Annotated in this window: 15 protein-coding genes; 8 read left to right on the forward strand and 7 right to left on the reverse strand. The window is 43.1% G+C overall.

Going from position 1 to position 17,504, the window contains the following annotated elements:
- Window positions 1-192: 192 nt before the first annotated feature.
- Window positions 193-789 carry a thermonuclease family protein gene (locus tag F6K63_RS11335; protein WP_287254350.1) on the reverse strand — a complete coding sequence of 199 codons (597 nt, stop codon included), beginning with the start codon at window positions 787-789 and terminating at the stop codon, window positions 193-195.
- 12 nt (window positions 790-801) lie between these two features.
- Here F6K63_RS11335 and F6K63_RS11340 point away from each other — a divergent pair, with 12 nt between their 5' ends.
- The 3 genes from F6K63_RS11340 to F6K63_RS11350 all read left to right on the forward strand — a co-directional run bounded on the left by F6K63_RS11340 (window position 802) and on the right by F6K63_RS11350 (window position 2,751).
- Complete coding sequence (locus F6K63_RS11340) at window positions 802-981, forward strand: hypothetical protein (protein WP_287312125.1); 180 nt, start codon at window positions 802-804, stop codon at window positions 979-981.
- Window positions 982-1,126: 145 nt separating this feature from the next.
- On the forward strand, window positions 1,127-1,858 hold the full coding sequence (locus F6K63_RS11345) for a pentapeptide repeat-containing protein (protein ID WP_287254354.1): 732 nt from the start codon (window positions 1,127-1,129) through the stop codon (window positions 1,856-1,858).
- Window positions 1,859-1,887: 29 nt separating this feature from the next.
- Window positions 1,888-2,751: a class I SAM-dependent methyltransferase gene (locus tag F6K63_RS11350; RefSeq protein WP_287254356.1), complete on the forward strand. Its 864-nt coding sequence runs from the start codon at window positions 1,888-1,890 to the stop codon at window positions 2,749-2,751.
- Between the two features lie 28 nt (window positions 2,752-2,779).
- Here F6K63_RS11350 and F6K63_RS11355 read toward each other — a convergent pair whose 3' ends face one another.
- The 3 genes from F6K63_RS11355 to F6K63_RS11365 all read right to left on the reverse strand — a co-directional run bounded on the left by F6K63_RS11355 (window position 2,780) and on the right by F6K63_RS11365 (window position 6,579).
- Window positions 2,780-5,281 carry an alpha/beta hydrolase gene (locus tag F6K63_RS11355; RefSeq protein WP_287312127.1) on the reverse strand — a complete coding sequence of 834 codons (2,502 nt, stop codon included), beginning with the start codon at window positions 5,279-5,281 and terminating at the stop codon, window positions 2,780-2,782.
- Between the two features lie 581 nt (window positions 5,282-5,862).
- Window positions 5,863-6,195: a DUF433 domain-containing protein gene (locus F6K63_RS11360; RefSeq protein ID WP_287312129.1), complete on the reverse strand. Its 333-nt coding sequence runs from the start codon at window positions 6,193-6,195 to the stop codon at window positions 5,863-5,865.
- A gap of 207 nt (window positions 6,196-6,402) precedes the next feature.
- Complete coding sequence (locus tag F6K63_RS11365) at window positions 6,403-6,579, reverse strand: hypothetical protein (protein ID WP_287312130.1); 177 nt, start codon at window positions 6,577-6,579, stop codon at window positions 6,403-6,405.
- Between the two features lie 41 nt (window positions 6,580-6,620).
- On the opposite strand from F6K63_RS11365, the gene F6K63_RS11370 reads away from it, so the two are divergent.
- The 4 genes from F6K63_RS11370 to F6K63_RS11385 all read left to right on the forward strand — a co-directional run bounded on the left by F6K63_RS11370 (window position 6,621) and on the right by F6K63_RS11385 (window position 13,040).
- Window positions 6,621-10,391, forward strand: coding sequence for a hydantoinase B/oxoprolinase family protein (locus tag F6K63_RS11370; protein WP_287312132.1), 3,771 nt, complete (start codon window positions 6,621-6,623; stop codon window positions 10,389-10,391).
- Window positions 10,392-10,726: 335 nt separating this feature from the next.
- Window positions 10,727-11,884 (forward strand): RNA-guided endonuclease InsQ/TnpB family protein, encoded by a 1,158-nt coding sequence (locus F6K63_RS11375; RefSeq protein ID WP_502708303.1) that lies wholly within the window; start codon window positions 10,727-10,729, stop codon window positions 11,882-11,884.
- Between the two features lie 106 nt (window positions 11,885-11,990).
- Window positions 11,991-12,182 carry a hypothetical protein gene (locus F6K63_RS11380; RefSeq protein ID WP_287312135.1) on the forward strand — a complete coding sequence of 64 codons (192 nt, stop codon included), beginning with the start codon at window positions 11,991-11,993 and terminating at the stop codon, window positions 12,180-12,182.
- 15 nt (window positions 12,183-12,197) lie between these two features.
- A complete protein-coding gene (locus tag F6K63_RS11385; protein WP_008181867.1) occupies window positions 12,198-13,040 on the forward strand; it encodes a class I SAM-dependent methyltransferase in 843 nt (280 codons plus the stop codon).
- Here F6K63_RS11385 and F6K63_RS11390 read toward each other — a convergent pair.
- Window positions 13,018-13,257, reverse strand: a complete 240-nt coding sequence (locus F6K63_RS11390; RefSeq protein ID WP_287264790.1) for a hypothetical protein — start codon at window positions 13,255-13,257, stop codon at window positions 13,018-13,020. The two genes, F6K63_RS11385 and F6K63_RS11390, sit on opposite strands and share 23 nt — an antisense overlap.
- A gap of 316 nt (window positions 13,258-13,573) precedes the next feature.
- Between F6K63_RS11390 and F6K63_RS11395 the strand changes: the two genes are divergently transcribed.
- Entirely contained in the window at window positions 13,574-15,379 is a 1,806-nt protein-coding gene (locus F6K63_RS11395) for an FkbM family methyltransferase (protein WP_287264789.1), read from the forward strand.
- Between the two features lie 89 nt (window positions 15,380-15,468).
- On the opposite strand, the gene F6K63_RS11400 is transcribed toward F6K63_RS11395, so the two are convergent.
- Both F6K63_RS11400 and F6K63_RS11405 read right to left on the reverse strand, forming a co-directional pair.
- Window positions 15,469-16,572, reverse strand: a complete 1,104-nt coding sequence (locus F6K63_RS11400) for a tetratricopeptide repeat protein (protein ID WP_287264788.1) — start codon at window positions 16,570-16,572, stop codon at window positions 15,469-15,471.
- Between the two features lie 425 nt (window positions 16,573-16,997).
- Entirely contained in the window at window positions 16,998-17,231 is a 234-nt protein-coding gene (locus F6K63_RS11405; protein WP_071986844.1) for a hypothetical protein, read from the reverse strand.
- Between the last annotated feature and the right edge of the window lie 273 nt (window positions 17,232-17,504).

Below are 17,504 nucleotides of genomic sequence, written 5' to 3' on the forward strand. Positions count from 1 at the left end.
TAAGAGACGGTTTATAAAGTAAATCTTAAGACAGCTATAGTCTTGAATATTGGTGGGTTACGGCGGACAGCTCTCTTAAAAGGTGAGCTTTGACAGATATCGCCGCCTAACCCACCCTAGGCAAGGATTTAAGCAAAGTTTAACAAACATTCTCTAAGGACTAAAGACTCAGAGGACTAAACACTCTCCGACTCAGGAGGAGGATTTAGTTTTTGCTAAACTACGATATTCCCAAGCTGGAACAAACTTAGGGTCTCGCCACAACCCTCGCCGATATCGTTTGGCATTGGCTTCAGCACTATCGACCATTTCCGCACTGGGGCAATCTTTCAGATAGGGGCGATATACCTGTGCTAGTCCTTCTTTTACTAGCACTTCCTGGACAAAGGTGCCATCGGTTAAGCGTACTTCACTGACGCTGCGCCCATAGCGGTCAGTATCAGTTACAGTCAAAACTACCTGATTATCGCTTTGTTTAACCAGTTCCTGAAGTCGCTCCTTGGCTTTATTTCCCCATTTGAATTGACTTTTGTCTACCAATTTGCGGCTTTGCTTCTCTTTTTTGGAATGGGCAATTTCTGGAGCGTCGATACAGGCAAACCGAACTTTGACATCCTTGCCAAACCTGTCAGCGACGAGAATGGTATCCCCGTCAGATACCCGTTTGACAGCGTAATTCCCGATTCCTAACTGGTCTAGAAGGGCGGCACATCCGAAGAGACTCAGGATTAGGACAGAGGCTACTATCCATTTTAAAATGTTTTGGATTAGTTGGGGAGTTGGATTCATGGTCAATTACTGTTGACGAGTGTACAGTTTAGCGAAAAAACTCTACTGGTGTCCTATTCCCTGGTGCGACGTTCCGATCAATCCTACTTTCACATCGAAATTACTGTATACTATTATAGCAATCCGAAGTCAAACCTCATAGAAATCCGTGTTACTCTGGATAACTTCTTCGCCATCTTGCGAGACTTCTAGATTTTTCCATACTTCCATTGGTTACATCCGTTAACCATCCGTTGCTCCAACTGACTACTCTCACAACTCTGACAGGGATGGCTCTAGATTTGACTCTGTCTTAATTCATGCTCTAAAGATTCAATCCTAACTACTCAATATGACTATGGTGCTTAAAACAATAACTCTAGTTTCTTCAACTCTAGTTTCTTCTCTCTTATGTCTCGGTTGTCTAGGGTTGCCAGCTCAAGCCCAATCTAACACTTTTTCTAATTGCGATCTAGGCGATGATTTAAGTGGTCGTGATTTGAGCTTTGGGAATTTTAGTAACTGTAATTGGAGAAGTATTAATTTAAGAGGGGCTAATTTATCAGGGGCTTATCTAAATAGTATTCTACTTAACCCTAAACTTCAATCTTACCAACGACGAGCCACCGAAGAAGTAAGTTCGGATCTGACCAATGCTAATCTCCAGGGAGCAGATTTAACTCTCGCTAATTTAGAACGAGCCATCCTGACAAATGCTAATTTAGTAGCTGCTCGTTTATTTGATGCTGACTTAACATCGGCTACCTTGGAAAAGGCTAAATTAGATAAGGTTTTTGCTCCTGTGGTAATCTTATATGAGGCTAATTTAAAAGGAGCCACATTAAGTTTAGGGGATTTAACCGGTGCGAGCATGGCTAGCTCTGATTTAAGTAATACCTATTTGTATAGAACCAAATTAAGTTATGCTGACTTACAAAATGCTAATCTAAGTGGGGCTAATTTAACGGAGGCTAACTTAATCGGTGCTAACTTAACGGGTGCTAATTTGACTGGGGCTAATTTGACTGGGGCTAATTTGTGTAATGCCACTATGCCCGATGGTACAGTATCTCAGCAAGGTTGTCCTTAATTTCATGATCAAGCAGTAAATTGTAAATTATGGAAAACGAACTGGCAGCAAAAGCCGAAAAAATACCAGAAATCAAAAATGATGTCTGTCGTACCGCAGTAGTAATGGCGGCGAAACGTGCTATTGAATCGAAAAGGGCAGACCGACTTTTTGACGATCCTTTTGCTGCTCAGTTAGTTGGGTCTAAGGAAATACAGTCTTTGATGGATTCTTGGGAAAAACAAGACGGTAAAGACCCGAAATCAAATACCCTTCGCATCCAGTTTGTGGCAGTGCGAACTAAATTTTTCGATGATTTTCTGATATCTGTAATACCAGAGGTACGTCAAATTGTAATTCTAGGGGTGGGGTACGATACTAGGGCATATCGCCTACCCTTACCACCTGAAATATGTATATACGAGATTGATTTACCAGAAATCATGTCTCGCAAAGAAGCAATTCTTAAGGATATTCCATCTAAATGTCATCGCCAGTCCATCGCTACAGATTTGCAAAAACCTTGGGTGCATTTATTAAAAAATCATGGATATCAATCTAATCAACCTACAGTTTGGTTGATGGAAGGTTTATTGATGTATATGGATAAAAAAGAGATAAATACATTACTGCAAACAATTTCTGATGTCAGTGTCAAAGGGAGTTATTTGGGTGCAGATTTAATAAGTGTAAAGTCGTGGCAGATAGGCTCCAAAACTCAGAAGGGATTAATTAGTAAAAATTGGCGTTTTGGCACAGACGCACCAGAAGAATTATTTGCTGATCATGGGTGGAATGCGTCAGTTATCCAACCGGGAGAAATAAGAGCAAATTATGGACGTTACTCTGTCCAAATCGCACCCCGTTCAGTACCTGGAAGGCGACGTTCGTTTATGGTGACTGCTAAAAAATAATGATGAATATCCTAGACTGACTTACATCTTATTTATCAATACAATACTCTAGATTTAATAAGACATAGGGAAACAAATTTGTAAACCATCCCCCCCAAATTTCTTTAGCTTTTTCGCCTTCAATAAAGGAGTTGACAATACGTTGCCATGGCGGATCACTCTTAGGGAGAATCATGCCATAGAAATCACAGGTCAGTGGTTGATCTGGAGATAAGGTGTACTGGGATGAGGAAAGTCCTTGTCTGGTGACTTCTCCAATTAATAAAATGCCATCGCTGGCAAAGGCATCAATATCGCTATTGACTAATGCTTTGACTCCTTGAGACCTACCTATGTCTCCAGGAAAAACTATTTTCTGAGCATTAGGATAGGTTTGCTCAATAAATGTTTCTGTGAGGCTACTGGGAAGCACTCCAATTTTTAAACTGTCAAGGCTTTGGTAACGATTGAAGACTCTCGGTTGTTGAGAATCTACTAAAAAGTGTGTGCCAGTAATAAAAAATGGTGTTGAGAATTTTACCCCTGCAATATCACTCCTAATAGTATTAGGGCCACACTCCAAATGTACGGTTTCGTCTCGGACAATAGCAAAGCGATTTTCCAAGGTTGATTGAATGGCAACAACTTTTAGTTCTATAGGTTTATTGAGTTCTTCGGCAACCTTGTCTTTTAAGGAATTTAGTAGCTCAAAGCAATACCCTTTCCAATCTCCGTTGGTATCAATGTAGCCAAAGGGAGCAGCATCTTTTCTAATACCAACTTTGATGGTACCAGTTCGTTTAATTTGGTCTAAAACCGTTTCTGAACGCTTCGGTATTGGCTCAATTGCGATTTGTGGTATGATACTTTGGGGAGGTTCACTACCAAAGGATTCCTCTAGTTGTTCTGGCGTTAAAGACTTGACTAAATGTAGCTCTAGGGAATTCTCAGAGAGGAATTTGGCATAGCTAACACTGAGGTAAGGTCGATAGTTTGGCAAATCCCGAATATGAGTATTAACAAAAGCTAAGCTTAAGGCTTTTAGGTAAGAAAGTCCGACCTGAGGATTGGAACCAAGTAATTCTTTAGGAAACAGGGCAAAATCGTCGCCGGATGCACCACTAGTGGAGAAGTGGTTGCCATCAACAATCATTGCCAGATATTTTTCTGGGGTATTGAGCCAAATGAAGGGGTGAATCTGTTCTGGGACAGTTGGTGCTACGATGTCGTGGCTACCTGCCATAATCATGACTGGCACTTGAATGTTACCCAAGCTAGCTGGACCAAGGGCTGTGCTGGTAATAGGATTAACAGCGATTACAGCTTTGACCCGTGGATCCTGCAAGTCATAATTAAACGGGGGTAAGCGATTGGCAAGGCATTGGAGCAGTACAGAGAGATTGAAGGTTGGGTCTTGATCAGGACACACTTGGCGCAGTCTTAAATCATTAATTTCTGCACCTGCTACGGCTAACGCTGTGTAACCCCCGAAGGAATGACCAATCACACCAACCTGTTCCAGATTCAGCTTATTAGCAAAATTAGGGTCAGATTTAGAGAGGTCTTCCAGCTCATTGAGCACATATCTAATATCTAAGGGTCGTTCAATAAACTCTACCGGATTGATTCCATTCGCTAGTCCCTGTAGTACAGCTTGAGAGTATTCAACATTACTCCCGACGTGTTCAGGCACGGCTACAGCAATGCCATGGGATGCTAAGTGTTCTGCTAAATAGGTGAAATGGTTGCGATCTGAGGCAAAGCCATGGGACATGACTACTAAGGGGGCTGGTTTTGGATTGCCTTTGGGTAAGTACAAAGCAACCTCAAACTTGGTTTCTCCGGATAAACCTAGAGGAGATTGACGGCGGCGACCGGAAAGGGTGATGATTTGCTCTGTGAATTGATAAGGACCTGGTTGTTGTAAGTCTGTTAACTGGGAGACATCAATGGTATTCTCAGCAGCCGCTTCTCGGGTGGCTTGGTTTGCGATCGCATTCACGGCTGCATCTCGATATCGAAATAGGGTAGCTAGCTCTTTTCGGACATCAAAGATATAGTCAGTATCAATCAACATCCCCTCGGTGGGAAACTGACGCACTATATTCATTAGAGTTAGACCTTCCGAGTCAGCTGCTGCCAAAACCAGCGCCCCCCGAAGACTATGTAAACCATTGCGACCAGGGTGCGTTTTGATCATCTTTCCCAAACCTTCCAGAAAGGCTTCTCCCATGGGGGATTTACCTAAGCGGGAGATGGCCACAGGACTGATTTTAATCCGCTGTTGGAGTAGCATCCGCAACTGTTCCAAGGCTTCTGGGTTCAGCATTTGGGCGTAGAACTCAAATTCCTTAGTAATTCTGCCCTCATTGGCGAAAATTTCCAGAGATTCCCGGGAAAGGGACAATTTTAACGGACCATAGTTAAAGTAAATGTATTCTGCACTAAGGGCTGGCTTTGGTTTGACTACTGTGGGGAGTATTCCTAAACCAAGGAATAAGCAAGTATATAAAAAACCTAGTAGTTTCTTGGGTTTGGCTTTTGCTTTCACGAGTCTAGTCTTCTCAGTCTTAGGCTTGTTGAGGAGTAAGCATTCAGCTATCAGCCGTCAGCCGTCAGCTAATCAACGGGAGGTAGTAAACAAGTTTAAGGTGCTGGAACGGCTGGTTGAAAATCCCTGCTCGTTTTACTGATCCGACCCCGTACAGTTAAAGCGCCTGCTAGCACCTCAAGTACCGTGGCACAGGCTTCTAGCCTGTGATCCGCTTAAGCTTATAGCTGATAGCTGACGGCTGAATGCTTACGATGAGGAGCATTATAATACAAACAAACAGCAATGTATTGTTGAGACTTCTAGTTATAATAATTCATTAATTCAAGTCATCTGCAAGTGAATAATTTGGTTAGCTATCAGTTATCAGCTATCAGCTATCAGCTATCAGCTATCAGCTATCAGCTATCAGTCATCAGTCATCAGTTGATGCGCTATATGAACCCTACTTGATGTGCTTTTGAATAAAATAAGCTGACCGCTGACTACTGACCGCTGACCGCTGAACGCTGAATGCTTACATAATTTGGTCTTGATATTCCTGTTCATAAGAACATTGTGCAATTATAATAATTAACTTTTCAATTGCCTTTCAACTGGGCTTGTCTTTCTGCTTTGATTTTCCGGAGTCGAGCCACTGCCGGATGAGGATTCAAGGCTTGAGCTTTACGCTGTTGATGTCCCCACTCTAGCCAGTCAGCAATGTATTGACTGACTGTGTCTTTGTTCTGTAGGTAATAAAGAATTGTGGCATAAACCTCTTCTAGGGTTAAAGTTGAGTAAATTTTGGCAATTTCTTCAGCAGTACGCTCTTTAAATAAATACTCGTACAACACCGTTTCAATCCCAATTCGATGACCTTTAATACGAATGTCATCGGGAGCCAGAAAGTTAAAATATTCTTCTAGTTGCATAATTAATTTTGATGGCGTTAGCGCGTTAAAAACAAATATCAACAAAAAATTGTTTTGAACAGTAAATAGCGATGCATATATTGTAGATAATTATACCAATATTATTATCTATATTTTACCAAAATCAAACAGACATGACCACTAATAGTAAAGGTTTGGGATTGCCATAGGATAACTAATTTTAGTCTAAATTAGAGTCAACTTGGGCTATGTTTGCTCAATCTCAGAAATAATTCCTGGCTCCCATTGAATGACCACTCCCCGATCGGGTGATACCTCGGCTTGGTGGCTCTGGAATGCTAAGTTACTCTGTCTTAAGGGAAAATATAGTTTGCTGGGACGTTGCTGATGGAGAAAGGAAACTATTGGAAAATTCTCCGCCATCTTCCCCATCTTTTTAGTGTTTTATTAAAAATCGGGCAAATATGACTACTACTTCCACTGGACCCTGGCAATTCTGGATTGATCGAGGTGGTACCTTTACGGACATTGTGGCAAAACGCCCGGATGGGCAGTTGATAATTCATAAGCTGCTTTCAGAAAATCCTGAACGGTACCAAGATGCTGGAGTACAGGGAATTCGAGAGATTTTAGAGATTCCTGTTGATAGGCCGATACCAAGTGATGCCATTGAAGCGATCAAGATGGGAACGACAGTAGCCACCAATGCCTTATTGGAACGGAAAGGCGATCGCACTGTCCTAGTGATTACCAAGGGCTTCCAAGATGCCTTGCGCATCGGTTATCAAAATCGCCCGAATATCTTTGCCCGTGAAATTGTGCTCCCTGAAATGCTCTATGAACGGGTGATTGAGATAGAAGAACGGTACAGTGCCCTGGGTGAAGAGCTAATCCCCATCAATCTGCTTGAAACCCGCCAATCCTTGCAAGCTGCTTATGATGAAGGTATTCGTAGCTGCGCCATTGTCTTGATGCACGGCTATCGCTATCCCACTCATGAACAGGAGATAGCCACCATCGCATCAGAGATTGGTTTTACCCAAATATCAGTATCTCATCAAGTCACCCCTTTGATGAAATTAGTCAGTCGGGGGGATACCACAGTAGTTGATGCCTATTTATCACCGATTCTCCGTCGCTATGTAGATCAGGTAGAACAACAGTTGCAGCTTGGCGGTTTGACCAATGAAGCTTTGGAAAATAACCTTGAATATACCCGGCCTGAAGGCTTACGGGGAAAAACCTCTGGACTATTGATGTTCATGCAGTCAAACGGAGGACTGGCGGACGCGCAACAGTTTCAAGGGAAGGATAGTATTTTGTCAGGACCTGCTGGGGGTATTGTCGGAGCAGTACAGACTAGTCGAATTGCTGGTTTTGAGACGATCATTACCTTTGACATGGGTGGTACCTCTACAGATGTAGCCCATTACAACGGGGAATACGAGCGTACCTTTGAAACTGAGATTGCTGGGGTGCGGCTGCGCACGCCAATGATGGCAATTAATACAGTAGCTGCCGGTGGTGGCTCCATTGTCCAGTTTGATGGTGCCCGTTATCGGGTAGGACCAGAGTCGGCTGGGGCAAATCCAGGTCCTGCTTCCTACGGTAAGGGGGGTCCGTTAACGGTGACCGATTGCAATGTGATGGTAGGGAAGTTGCAGCCAGGGTTTTTTCCCAAGGTGTTTGGAGCCGATGGTAACTTGCCGTTGGATGCTGAGGTGGTAAGGCAGAGGTTTGAAGGATTGGTAGAGGAGATTGGGGATAACCGCAAACCAGAAGAAGTAGCAGCAGGATTTTTAGCGATCGCAGTCGAGAAGATGGCCAATGCCATTAAACAGATTTCTCTACAACGGGGCTATGACGTTTCCGAGTATACCCTATGTTGCTTTGGGGGTGCTGGTGGCCAGCATGGGTGTTTAATTGCGGAAGCCTTAGGCATCAAGCGAGTGTTCATTCATCCCTTTGCTGGAGTATTGTCCGCTTATGGCATGGGTTTAGCCGATATCAGGGTATTGAAAGAACAGTCAGTTGAAGCTGAGTTAGTAGAGGGGTTGGAGTTAGAGGGAATTTTTGCCAAGTTGGTGGCTCAGGGAATAGAAGAGTTGAACCACAACCATACCCAGGATCGGAATAGTAACGAGATTGACGTAATTCGGCGAGTCCATTTGCGCTATCAAGGCACCGATTCAGCTTTGGTTGTTGGGTTTGGTGGGATTGATCAGATCACGGAAGAGTTTGAGGGATTGCATCGACAGCGCTATGGATTTATCGTGCCAGGGAAAAAGTTGATGGTCGAAGCGGTGTCGGTAGAGTTAGTAAAGCAGATGGCTATCCCAACAGAACCGATACGGTCTCGTCAGACTGGGGAAATGTGTGCTCCCGTTGCCACGGTGCAGATGTATACCGCTAATCGCTGGTGGGATACCCCTGTGTTTAGGCGAGAGGATTGGCAGCCAGGGGATTCGGTGTTTGGTCCGGCATTAATTATTGAAGCAACCGGAACCAATGTGATTGAGCCTGGTTGGAAGGCAGAGGTGAATGAACGGAATCATTTGATTTTAGTTAAATCTGGTTTGGCAGAGCAGCAAGACAACCTGGAAAACTTGACTAATAGCACTATAGATCAGCGGCAAGGAAAGACCGTCGAAGCTTCACCCCATCCTGACCCGGTCATGCTGGAAATCTTTAACAATCTATTCCGTTCCATAGCAGAGCAAATGGGGACAACTCTCCAAAATACCAGTTATTCAGTCAATATCAAAGAACGGCTAGACTTTTCCTGTGCGATTTTTGACCAACAAGGGCAATTGGTAGCCAATGCGCCTCATATTCCAGTGCATTTGGGGTCAATGAGTGAAAGTGTCCGCAGCTTGATTGATGCCCATGGTGATAGTCTCAAAGCTGGAGATGTCTATATTCTCAACAATCCCTATAACGGTGGCACTCATCTCCCAGATGTTACCCTTGTTACCCCAGTTTTCCTCAACTCTTCCCTAGGGCTAAAGGAACCTTATCCCCTCTCCCCTCTATTCTTTGTAGCTTCCCGAGGACACCATGCTGACATCGGTGGTATCACTCCTGGTTCCATGCCTCCTAATAGTACCAGCGTGAAGGAAGAAGGAGTATTAATTGATAATTTCCTGCTGGTTGAGAATGGTAAATTCCGAGAAAATGAAATAACCGAACTCCTTTTAGGGGGTCAATACCCAGTCCGGAATCTGACTCAGAATATAGCTGATTTACAGGCACAGATTGCTGCCAATGAGAAAGGTGTACAAGAGTTACGGCAGATGGTAGCCCACTATGGATTAGAGACAGTGCAAGCCTATATGGGTTATGTCCAAGATAATGCTGAGGAGTCGGTGCGCCGAGTGATTGATGTGCTGACAGATGGCAGTTTCAGCTATCAGTTAGATGGGGGTGCTAAGATTCAGGTCACCATTACTATTGACCGGAACAACCGTAGTGCCAAGATTGATTTTACCGGTACGTCTGCTCAGTTAGACAGTAATTTTAATGCACCGTCAGCGGTATGCAAAGCAGCAGTGCTATACGTCTTCCGCACCCTAGTGGATGATGATATTCCCCTCAATGCTGGTTGTCTGAAGCCTTTGGAGGTGATTATTCCAGAAGGTTCTATGCTCAATCCCCGTTATCCAGCAGCAGTGGTAGCGGGGAATGTGGAAACATCCCAAGCAATAACCGATGCGCTCTATGGTGCTTTAGGAGTGATGGCGGCTTCTCAGAGTACTATGAATAATTTTACCTTTGGCAATGAGCGCTATCAATACTATGAAACTATTTGTGGAGGCTCTGGGGCAGGGGTTGATTTTGATGGAACAGATGCGGTACATACTCACATGACCAATTCTCGCTTAACTGACCCAGAAGTGTTGGAATGGCGATTTCCAGTACTTTTGGAAAGGTTTGGGATTCGCCCTGATAGTGGCGGTAAGGGCGTTCATTGTGGGGGTAATGGCGTAATTCGCCAGATTCGTTTCCTAGAACCTATGACCGCAGGCATTCTATCTGGACGTCGAGTGGTGAAGCCTTTTGGGTTAAATGGTGGTGAAGCGGGTGCTTTGGGAAAAAATTATGTGGAACGGAAGGATGGAACGGTTGAGGAGTTGGGTAGTACTGGGGTAGTGGAAATGAATACAGGTGATGTGTTTGTAATTGAGACCCCTGGAGGTGGGGGATTTGGTTTCGATAGTGGTGATAGCGCATCCTAATTGGTGGGGGCGAATGGGATCGGCTCTGCCCATCCCATTGGTTTTTCCTTTGGGTTAAAAGTCTTAACGGTCTAGGAGGTTAATGGTCAGACCAGTAGCAGCACCTTTAACCGCATTATCTACCACCGAGCCATTGTCAATGATCACGCCAGTGACAACACTAGCAGCAGCGCCAAACCCGACATCTTGAACTAGACTCCCGGCACTGTTACCGAAAAGCGATGGTGAAAGCCCCTGTCTTTTAAGCAGGGGATGAAACCGAGCGAGCCGTCACAGCAGACACATTTATGTGTCCTGTTTATGGTAAAATGGGAAATGCAAGGGAGGTGATTCAAGTGTACGGCTGTCAGCAGGTTTTATTAAATCCAGATCGAGAATTGTCGGCAATTCTCAACTTTTTATGCATACAATCCCATAGATTGACAAATATGGGAATCTACTTTGCTCGTCAAATCTACTTTAAAGCCAATCGCTACATCAGCAAGTTTGAGCTAGAAAAAGAATACAAGCTCAATCGTCACTATAAGGCAATTCACTCCCAAGCAGCACAACAAATACTTCGTTCGGTCTACGAGTCTTTTAAATCCTACAAAGAATTGATTAAAGCATACCGAAAAGGGAAGATTGAGCATAGACCGAGACTGCCCAAGTATAGAAAAAAGGGAGGTTTGGCATTGGTCAGTTATCCCAAGCAAGCTTTAAGATTAATAGATGGAAACATAAGAATACCATTGGGCAGACAAGTAAAGTGCTGGTTTGGGCTTGATAGTTTTAGGTTGCCTCTTCCTAGCAATATTGAATTTGATGACATCAGAGAATTAAGAATACTGCCAAAGAATAGATGTTTCTATGTTGAGTTGGTTTATAAAAAAGAAATAGAAACACCAATTGTAGAACCAGATAATGTACTTGGGATTGACCCAGGATTGGATAATTGGCTAACCTGTGTTTCTAATGTAGGAACGAGCTTTATTATTGATGGTAAGCAGATCAAATCAATGAATCGTTGGTATAACAAACAGATATCAACAATTAAACAAGGCAAACCACAAGGATTTTGGTCTAAGCACCTAGGGGCGATAACTGAAAAACGTAACCGTCAAATGCGTGATGGAATTAACAAAGCCGCAAGAATAGTTATCAATCATTGCTTAAAAAATAAAATTGGTCGAGTTATTTTTGGTTGGAATAAAGGAGGCAAGAATGAGATAGGTCTAGGTAAAAAGACTAACTCAGAATTTGTGCCAATACCTACAGCTAGACTGAAAGAGAGAATAGCCGGGCTTTGTCAACAGTATGGAATCGAGTTCATAGAAACAGAGGAAAGCTATACCAGTAAAGCATCGTTCTTAGATGGTGACTATCTGCCTAAATATGGTGAAAAACCCAAGGATTGGAAGCCATCAGGGAGAAGAACGAAACGCGGTTTATACCGAACAGCAATGAATTGGTATGTCAATGCGGATTGTAATGGTGCTGGTGTGATTCGTTAGCTAGAAACCATATTCTATAAAGGATTTGGGGGATTAGCTGCTTGGTTATAGAACCATGACAACTTGATAACCATGATGGTGAAAATCCATCCCTCGTGAAATCCGAGTGACATTTTTTTTAGTGTTACGGCGACCACCGATCTCTACCTTCTTTCCCTACACGACTATCTTCCGATCCCCGACTCCCGACTCCCGACTCCCGACTCCCGACCCCCGACTCCCGACCCCCGACTCCCGACTCCCGACTCCCGACTCCCGACTCCCGACTCCCCAAGACAAAACTACCTCACCAAATTGATAACTGCTATTAAAAATGAAAACTGAAAAATCCTATAAAGGCACATTCCTATATTTCGATTATCCCATAAATCAAAAATCGAGATATGGGCATGGTAAGCCTCCTCATCCCAAGCTGTATGAAATAATTAATCGAGGTAGAGACACTTACAAAACTTATCTCAATAGCTTTTTGCAATACCAGGAAAATCTGCTGAAATTCGCCAATAAAGCCATAAAAGAGCAATCCCCAGAGCCATCATTATTCAATCCCTGGCTCCCTGGTCTTGATGCCGTCTCCCTTTATAGTATTATACGCTTGAATAAGCCTAAACTCTATTTTGAAGTTGGGTCAGGAAACTCTACAAAATTCGCTAGGCGAGCGATTAAGGATGGTGGGCTAAACACTAAGATTATATCTATCGATCCTCAGCCGAGAGCAGAAGTTGATTTAATCTGTGATGAAGTGATTCGAAAGCCCGTAGAAACTGTCGATATTGCTATTTTTGATCAACTGGAATCTGGGGATATATTATTTGTAGATAATTCCCATCGAATATTTATGAATTCCGATGCTACAGTAATATTTTTAGATATTTTTTACAAGTTGAAGCCTGGGGTTATTGTAGTATTTCATAATATATTTTTACCCTATGATTATCCTCAAAAATGGGAAAAGCGTCATTATTCTGAACAGTATGTATTAGCCGCCTACCTCTTGGCAGAAGGTAGTAAATTTGATATTATTTTGCCAAACGCTTTCATCGGGTACGATCCATACTTAAAAGCCATAATGTCATCCCTTTGGCAATCCCCGGAAATGACTGGTGTTAATAAAGGAGGCGCTTCCTTTTGGCTTAAAATGAGAGAATTCTCTTGAGGATTATAGGGAATAGGGAATAGGGAATAGGGAAAAGTTTGAAGGCAAGAGGCAATAGGCAAGAGGAACCCACCCCTAACCCCTCCCAGGAGGGGAAGGCAATAGGCAATAGGCAAGAGGAACCCACCCCTAACCCCTCCCAGGAGGGGAAGGCAATAGGCAATAGGCAAGAGGAACCCACCCCTAACCCCTCCCAGGAGGGGAAGGCAATAGGCAATAGGCAATAGGCAAAATTTTTTTTGATAAAGTCTTAAATAATAAACTAGAATAATGGCATCTAGTTTTAATAAACTAAACTAAATAAACTAGACTAATTTATGACTCTTGCCTTTTGCCTTTTGCCTATACTTTAGGTATTAATTTATCATAACGACTCTAGAAAAGCCCAGGATTTTTTCCCGACTCCCGACTCCCGACTCCCTACTCCCTACTCCCGACTCCCGACTCCCGACTCCCGACTCCCTACTCCCTACTCCCTACTCCCTACTCCCTACTCCCTGCTCCCTATTCCCTGTTCCCTTTAAAACTTAACTATGGCAATCAAATTTTGGAATGGTATTGCATTAATTGAAAATGACACCTATAGGACTCAATTAATACCAAAAGTAGGACGCTTAGATCACGATCAATCACTGTTGAGGGGGATTTTACCTCATATACCAAGGGGTGGTGTTGCCATAGATGTTGGTGCCAACATTGGCGATCACACCATTGCTTACCTGAATAAAGTTGGGATAACTGGTCGAGTGTTAGCATTTGAACCCCTGCCAGAAGCTTATGAATGTCTCAAATTAAATGTACCAGGGGCAGAATCCTATAACTATGCCCTTTCAGACCAAGAAGAAACCCTGAATTTGGTGATTAGACCAAACACAGGAGAGAGTTTTTGCTCCTATTCCGATAACTCACAAACCATTCGAGCGGTTCCATTAGATTCCTTTGAGTTTACCCAGCTAGACTTGATCAAGTTTGATGTAGAAGGTTGGGAGTTAAAAGCCCTCAAAGGAGCTGAAGAGACGATATATCAACATCAACCTCGGATGGTGATTGAGATTAATGAGCAAGTATTTAAACGAACCCTCGGGAATCGACATCAGATTTACGATTTTCTGAGGCGACATGATTACGAGTTACAACCAATACAACCAAAGACCAGCCTCAACACTGAGAGAATTGATTTACTGGCAATACCAGAAAAGGCACAATACTTCTGCGGCTTTCAGCATAAATTAGGGGAAGCTTACACAGAAAATAGTCAGCTTGACCAAGCTATTATCGCTTACCGTCGTGGGATTGGGCTTAACCCCAAGATATCTTCGTCTCATCACAACTTGGGGGAAGTCTTGGAGAAACAAGGTCATCTCGAAGCTGCGATCGCATTTTACCGTAAAGCCATTGACCTCAACCCTGATCACCATCAGTATCATATCACCTTAGCCAAAGCCCTAGCCCGAAAAGCCATGGCAGCTGAAGCAGTAGCCGAGTATCGCTTAGGGATGTCCCTTAACCCTAACTTCCAGTGGTCAGAGGATAATTTTGGCGAGGCTTTATTAGAAGGTCTGTATAAACACCATAGTAAAAACCATAGTAAAGGTTTCCAGGAAAACCCTAGTCAAAAGAATGACTTGATGTCCTCAAGCCACGACTGTGGTGTAATTTATTTAGCGATTGGGGAAAAATTTAAACGAGAATTTCTTAATGCTTATAAATTTTTCAAGAAATCCAATCCTACCATCCCGATATCCCTATTTACCGATTGCGCCATTGGGGAGTTAGATGGCTGTACAGTCTATCCTTTAAAAAGAAACAAAAATCCTCATAAACTCAAAGCAGATATCTTGAAAATGAGTCCTTACGAAAAAACCTTATTTATGGATACAGATACCTTGGTAATTGGGGATATTTCCGATATTTTTGTGTTTCTTGATGACTGTTATTTATGTATAGCAAAAGAACCTAATGTTGACTATAGTAAACAACCCTATAAATTTATTGGCTATAAATCACATAAACACATTAATACAGGAGTATTCGCCTTAAAAAAATGCCAATTCATTACTAAAATGATTGATGGCTGGATTACTCTGATGTCAGAACAAGATGACTCAGATATGAGAGCAGGACATTTTGGTGACCAGTACTATTTCAACCAGTTATTACAATCGGGTTTCTTCGAGCAAGAAGGAGGCAAAGTAAAGGTCATAGACAACAATATTTACAATGTCAGACCTCAGGCTCTGCCTCACTTAATCAAAGATGGCTTGTTTAATCAAGCCAAGATAATTCATCTACGACTCTCTGCTTTTGTCCCATCATTAGTTTCTCTTAAAAAGAAATAGGGATTAGGGAATCGGGAGTAGGGAGTCGGGAGTGGGTAATAAAGCGATAGTAAGCATTAACGCTAGTTGGTATGCAACAATCGCTTTTTTCAGATTCTCTTGCCTATCACCACGGATTCTGTCATTATGGGCAGACCAAGGTTGTTTTGAGGGTTGCTTTGAGTCATTGCCCAAGCCATGGGAAAGTCTTGTGTGGTGCGAACGGACGAAGCTTGTTGGAATGCTTCAATAGCAAGTTCTAGATTTTTAGCCCTGTCCCCACGGATTCTGTCACTGTAGGCATTGCCCAGGTTAGTTTGAGTCTGTACCCACTCCATGGGGAAGTCTTCTTGGGTGTAAACTGACAAAGCTCGTTGGAATGCTTCAATGGCAAGTTCAAGATTCTCTGCCCTGTCCCCACGGATTCTGTCACTGTAGGCATTGCCCAGGTTAGTTTGAGTCTGTGCCCACTCAATGGGGAAGTCTGATTGAGTGTAAACTGACGAGGCTAGTTGGTATCGGGCAATAGCTTTTTCCAGATTCTCAGCCCTGTGGTCGTGGATTCTGTTTCTGTAGGCATCGCCTAGGTTGATTTGAGTCATTGCCCAATAGATAGGGAAATCTGATTTGGTGTAAACTGACAATGCTCGTTGGTATTGGGTAATGGCAATTTCAAGATTCTCAGCCCTGTCGCCACGGATTCTGTTTCTGTAGGCTTCCCCCAGGTTGGTTTGAATCGCTGCCCAACTTTCCCGCTTACTCTCACGGGTAAAGACCTTTAGCACCTGTTTGTAACCAGCAATGGCGATTTCGATGTTATTGGCTTTATTGCCTAGAGGAAACTGCTGGATCAGATTGCTAAATTCCCAAATAACTTTAGCGATGTATTCTGCTTGAGCTTCTGAAAATTTAGCACTTGCCCAGGTTTGCAGGATATCAATAAAGTTATCATCCAGTTTGTCTAGGTTGGCTCCCAACAGTGGGTAGACTACTTTGGGGTTGCTATCGCTGTTGTCAGTTGCCAGCAATACCTCTGTCAAGAATTGCAGATAGTCTTGGCATGAGGGATTAGCTGAGCTAGGGGTTTCTGAGATTCCCAGGATTTCTAACAGCTCACTCCTCAGACCCAGTAAAACCTCAGCACGGTTTTGCTTGCCCTCTGCTCTCAGTTGTTCTGCTACTTGTGCCATTACCTGCAATAACTCTGCATCCACTAACTCACGGTTGCTCTCAAGAATTTTGAATTCTTCACCGCTGGGACTCCCTAATCCCTACGGTGCGCGTTCCCTAAAACCCGGAACGAAAGTAACTTACCAAATTAATAATTACCTTAACTATAGCAATAAAAAAAATCGGTCAAGTTTTGGTTAACCCCAATCCTTGACCGAATTCTATTGTGTAAACGTCAACAATTACAGCTTAACTGAACTCAAATCTGAATAACTACTGATCAACTAATACATTCGTCAGTGGTCAGTGGTCAGTGGTCAGTGGTCAGTGGTCAGTGGTCAGCCATTGGCCTTGGCCGTTGGCCACGCTACGCGAATGGTTGATAGCTGATACGCGACACGCTGATAGCTTAAAAATAACCTCCACAATTCCTGGTCGCCAGGGCGTCAAACCCTGGCAAAACCCTATCCTAGTCTACGTAGAAATATCGAATCAAGGTGGTCATAACCTCACCAGGGTTTTCGGTAGGTTCGGGAGTGCTCCACTCGTCGGGATAGGCGTATTTAAGAGCATAAATGGCATAAATAGTATGCCGAACTTGTTCAGGAGAACCGATCAAGATGTGCTTGACTTTCTTAGGTTTCCGACCAGGGTTTTCAGGGTTCTGATTTTCATCGGAGTTAGGCGGAAGATTTTTCGTCATGACCAGTTATTCATTAATTTTGCTGACTTTATTAATATATCAATAAGTTAATTAAAATGTCAAGGGGTTTAGGAAGTTTTTTTTATTACGAAATATGGAGATATCACTAACAGTAACTTAATCAAATAAATCGTAGGGTGGGCAGTGCTTCCCAGCAATTACAAAGCTTAGAGTAGATTTAATCGGCACTGCCCACCAACAGCAAATTAATTAAAATGAATCGTAGGGTGGGCAGTGCTTCATACCAATTTAAAAACTTGGGATAGCTTTTCT

The sequence above is a fragment of the Moorena sp. SIO1G6 genome (genome assembly GCF_010672795.1).
Lineage (GTDB): Bacteria > Cyanobacteriota > Cyanobacteriia > Cyanobacteriales > Coleofasciculaceae > Moorena > Moorena producens.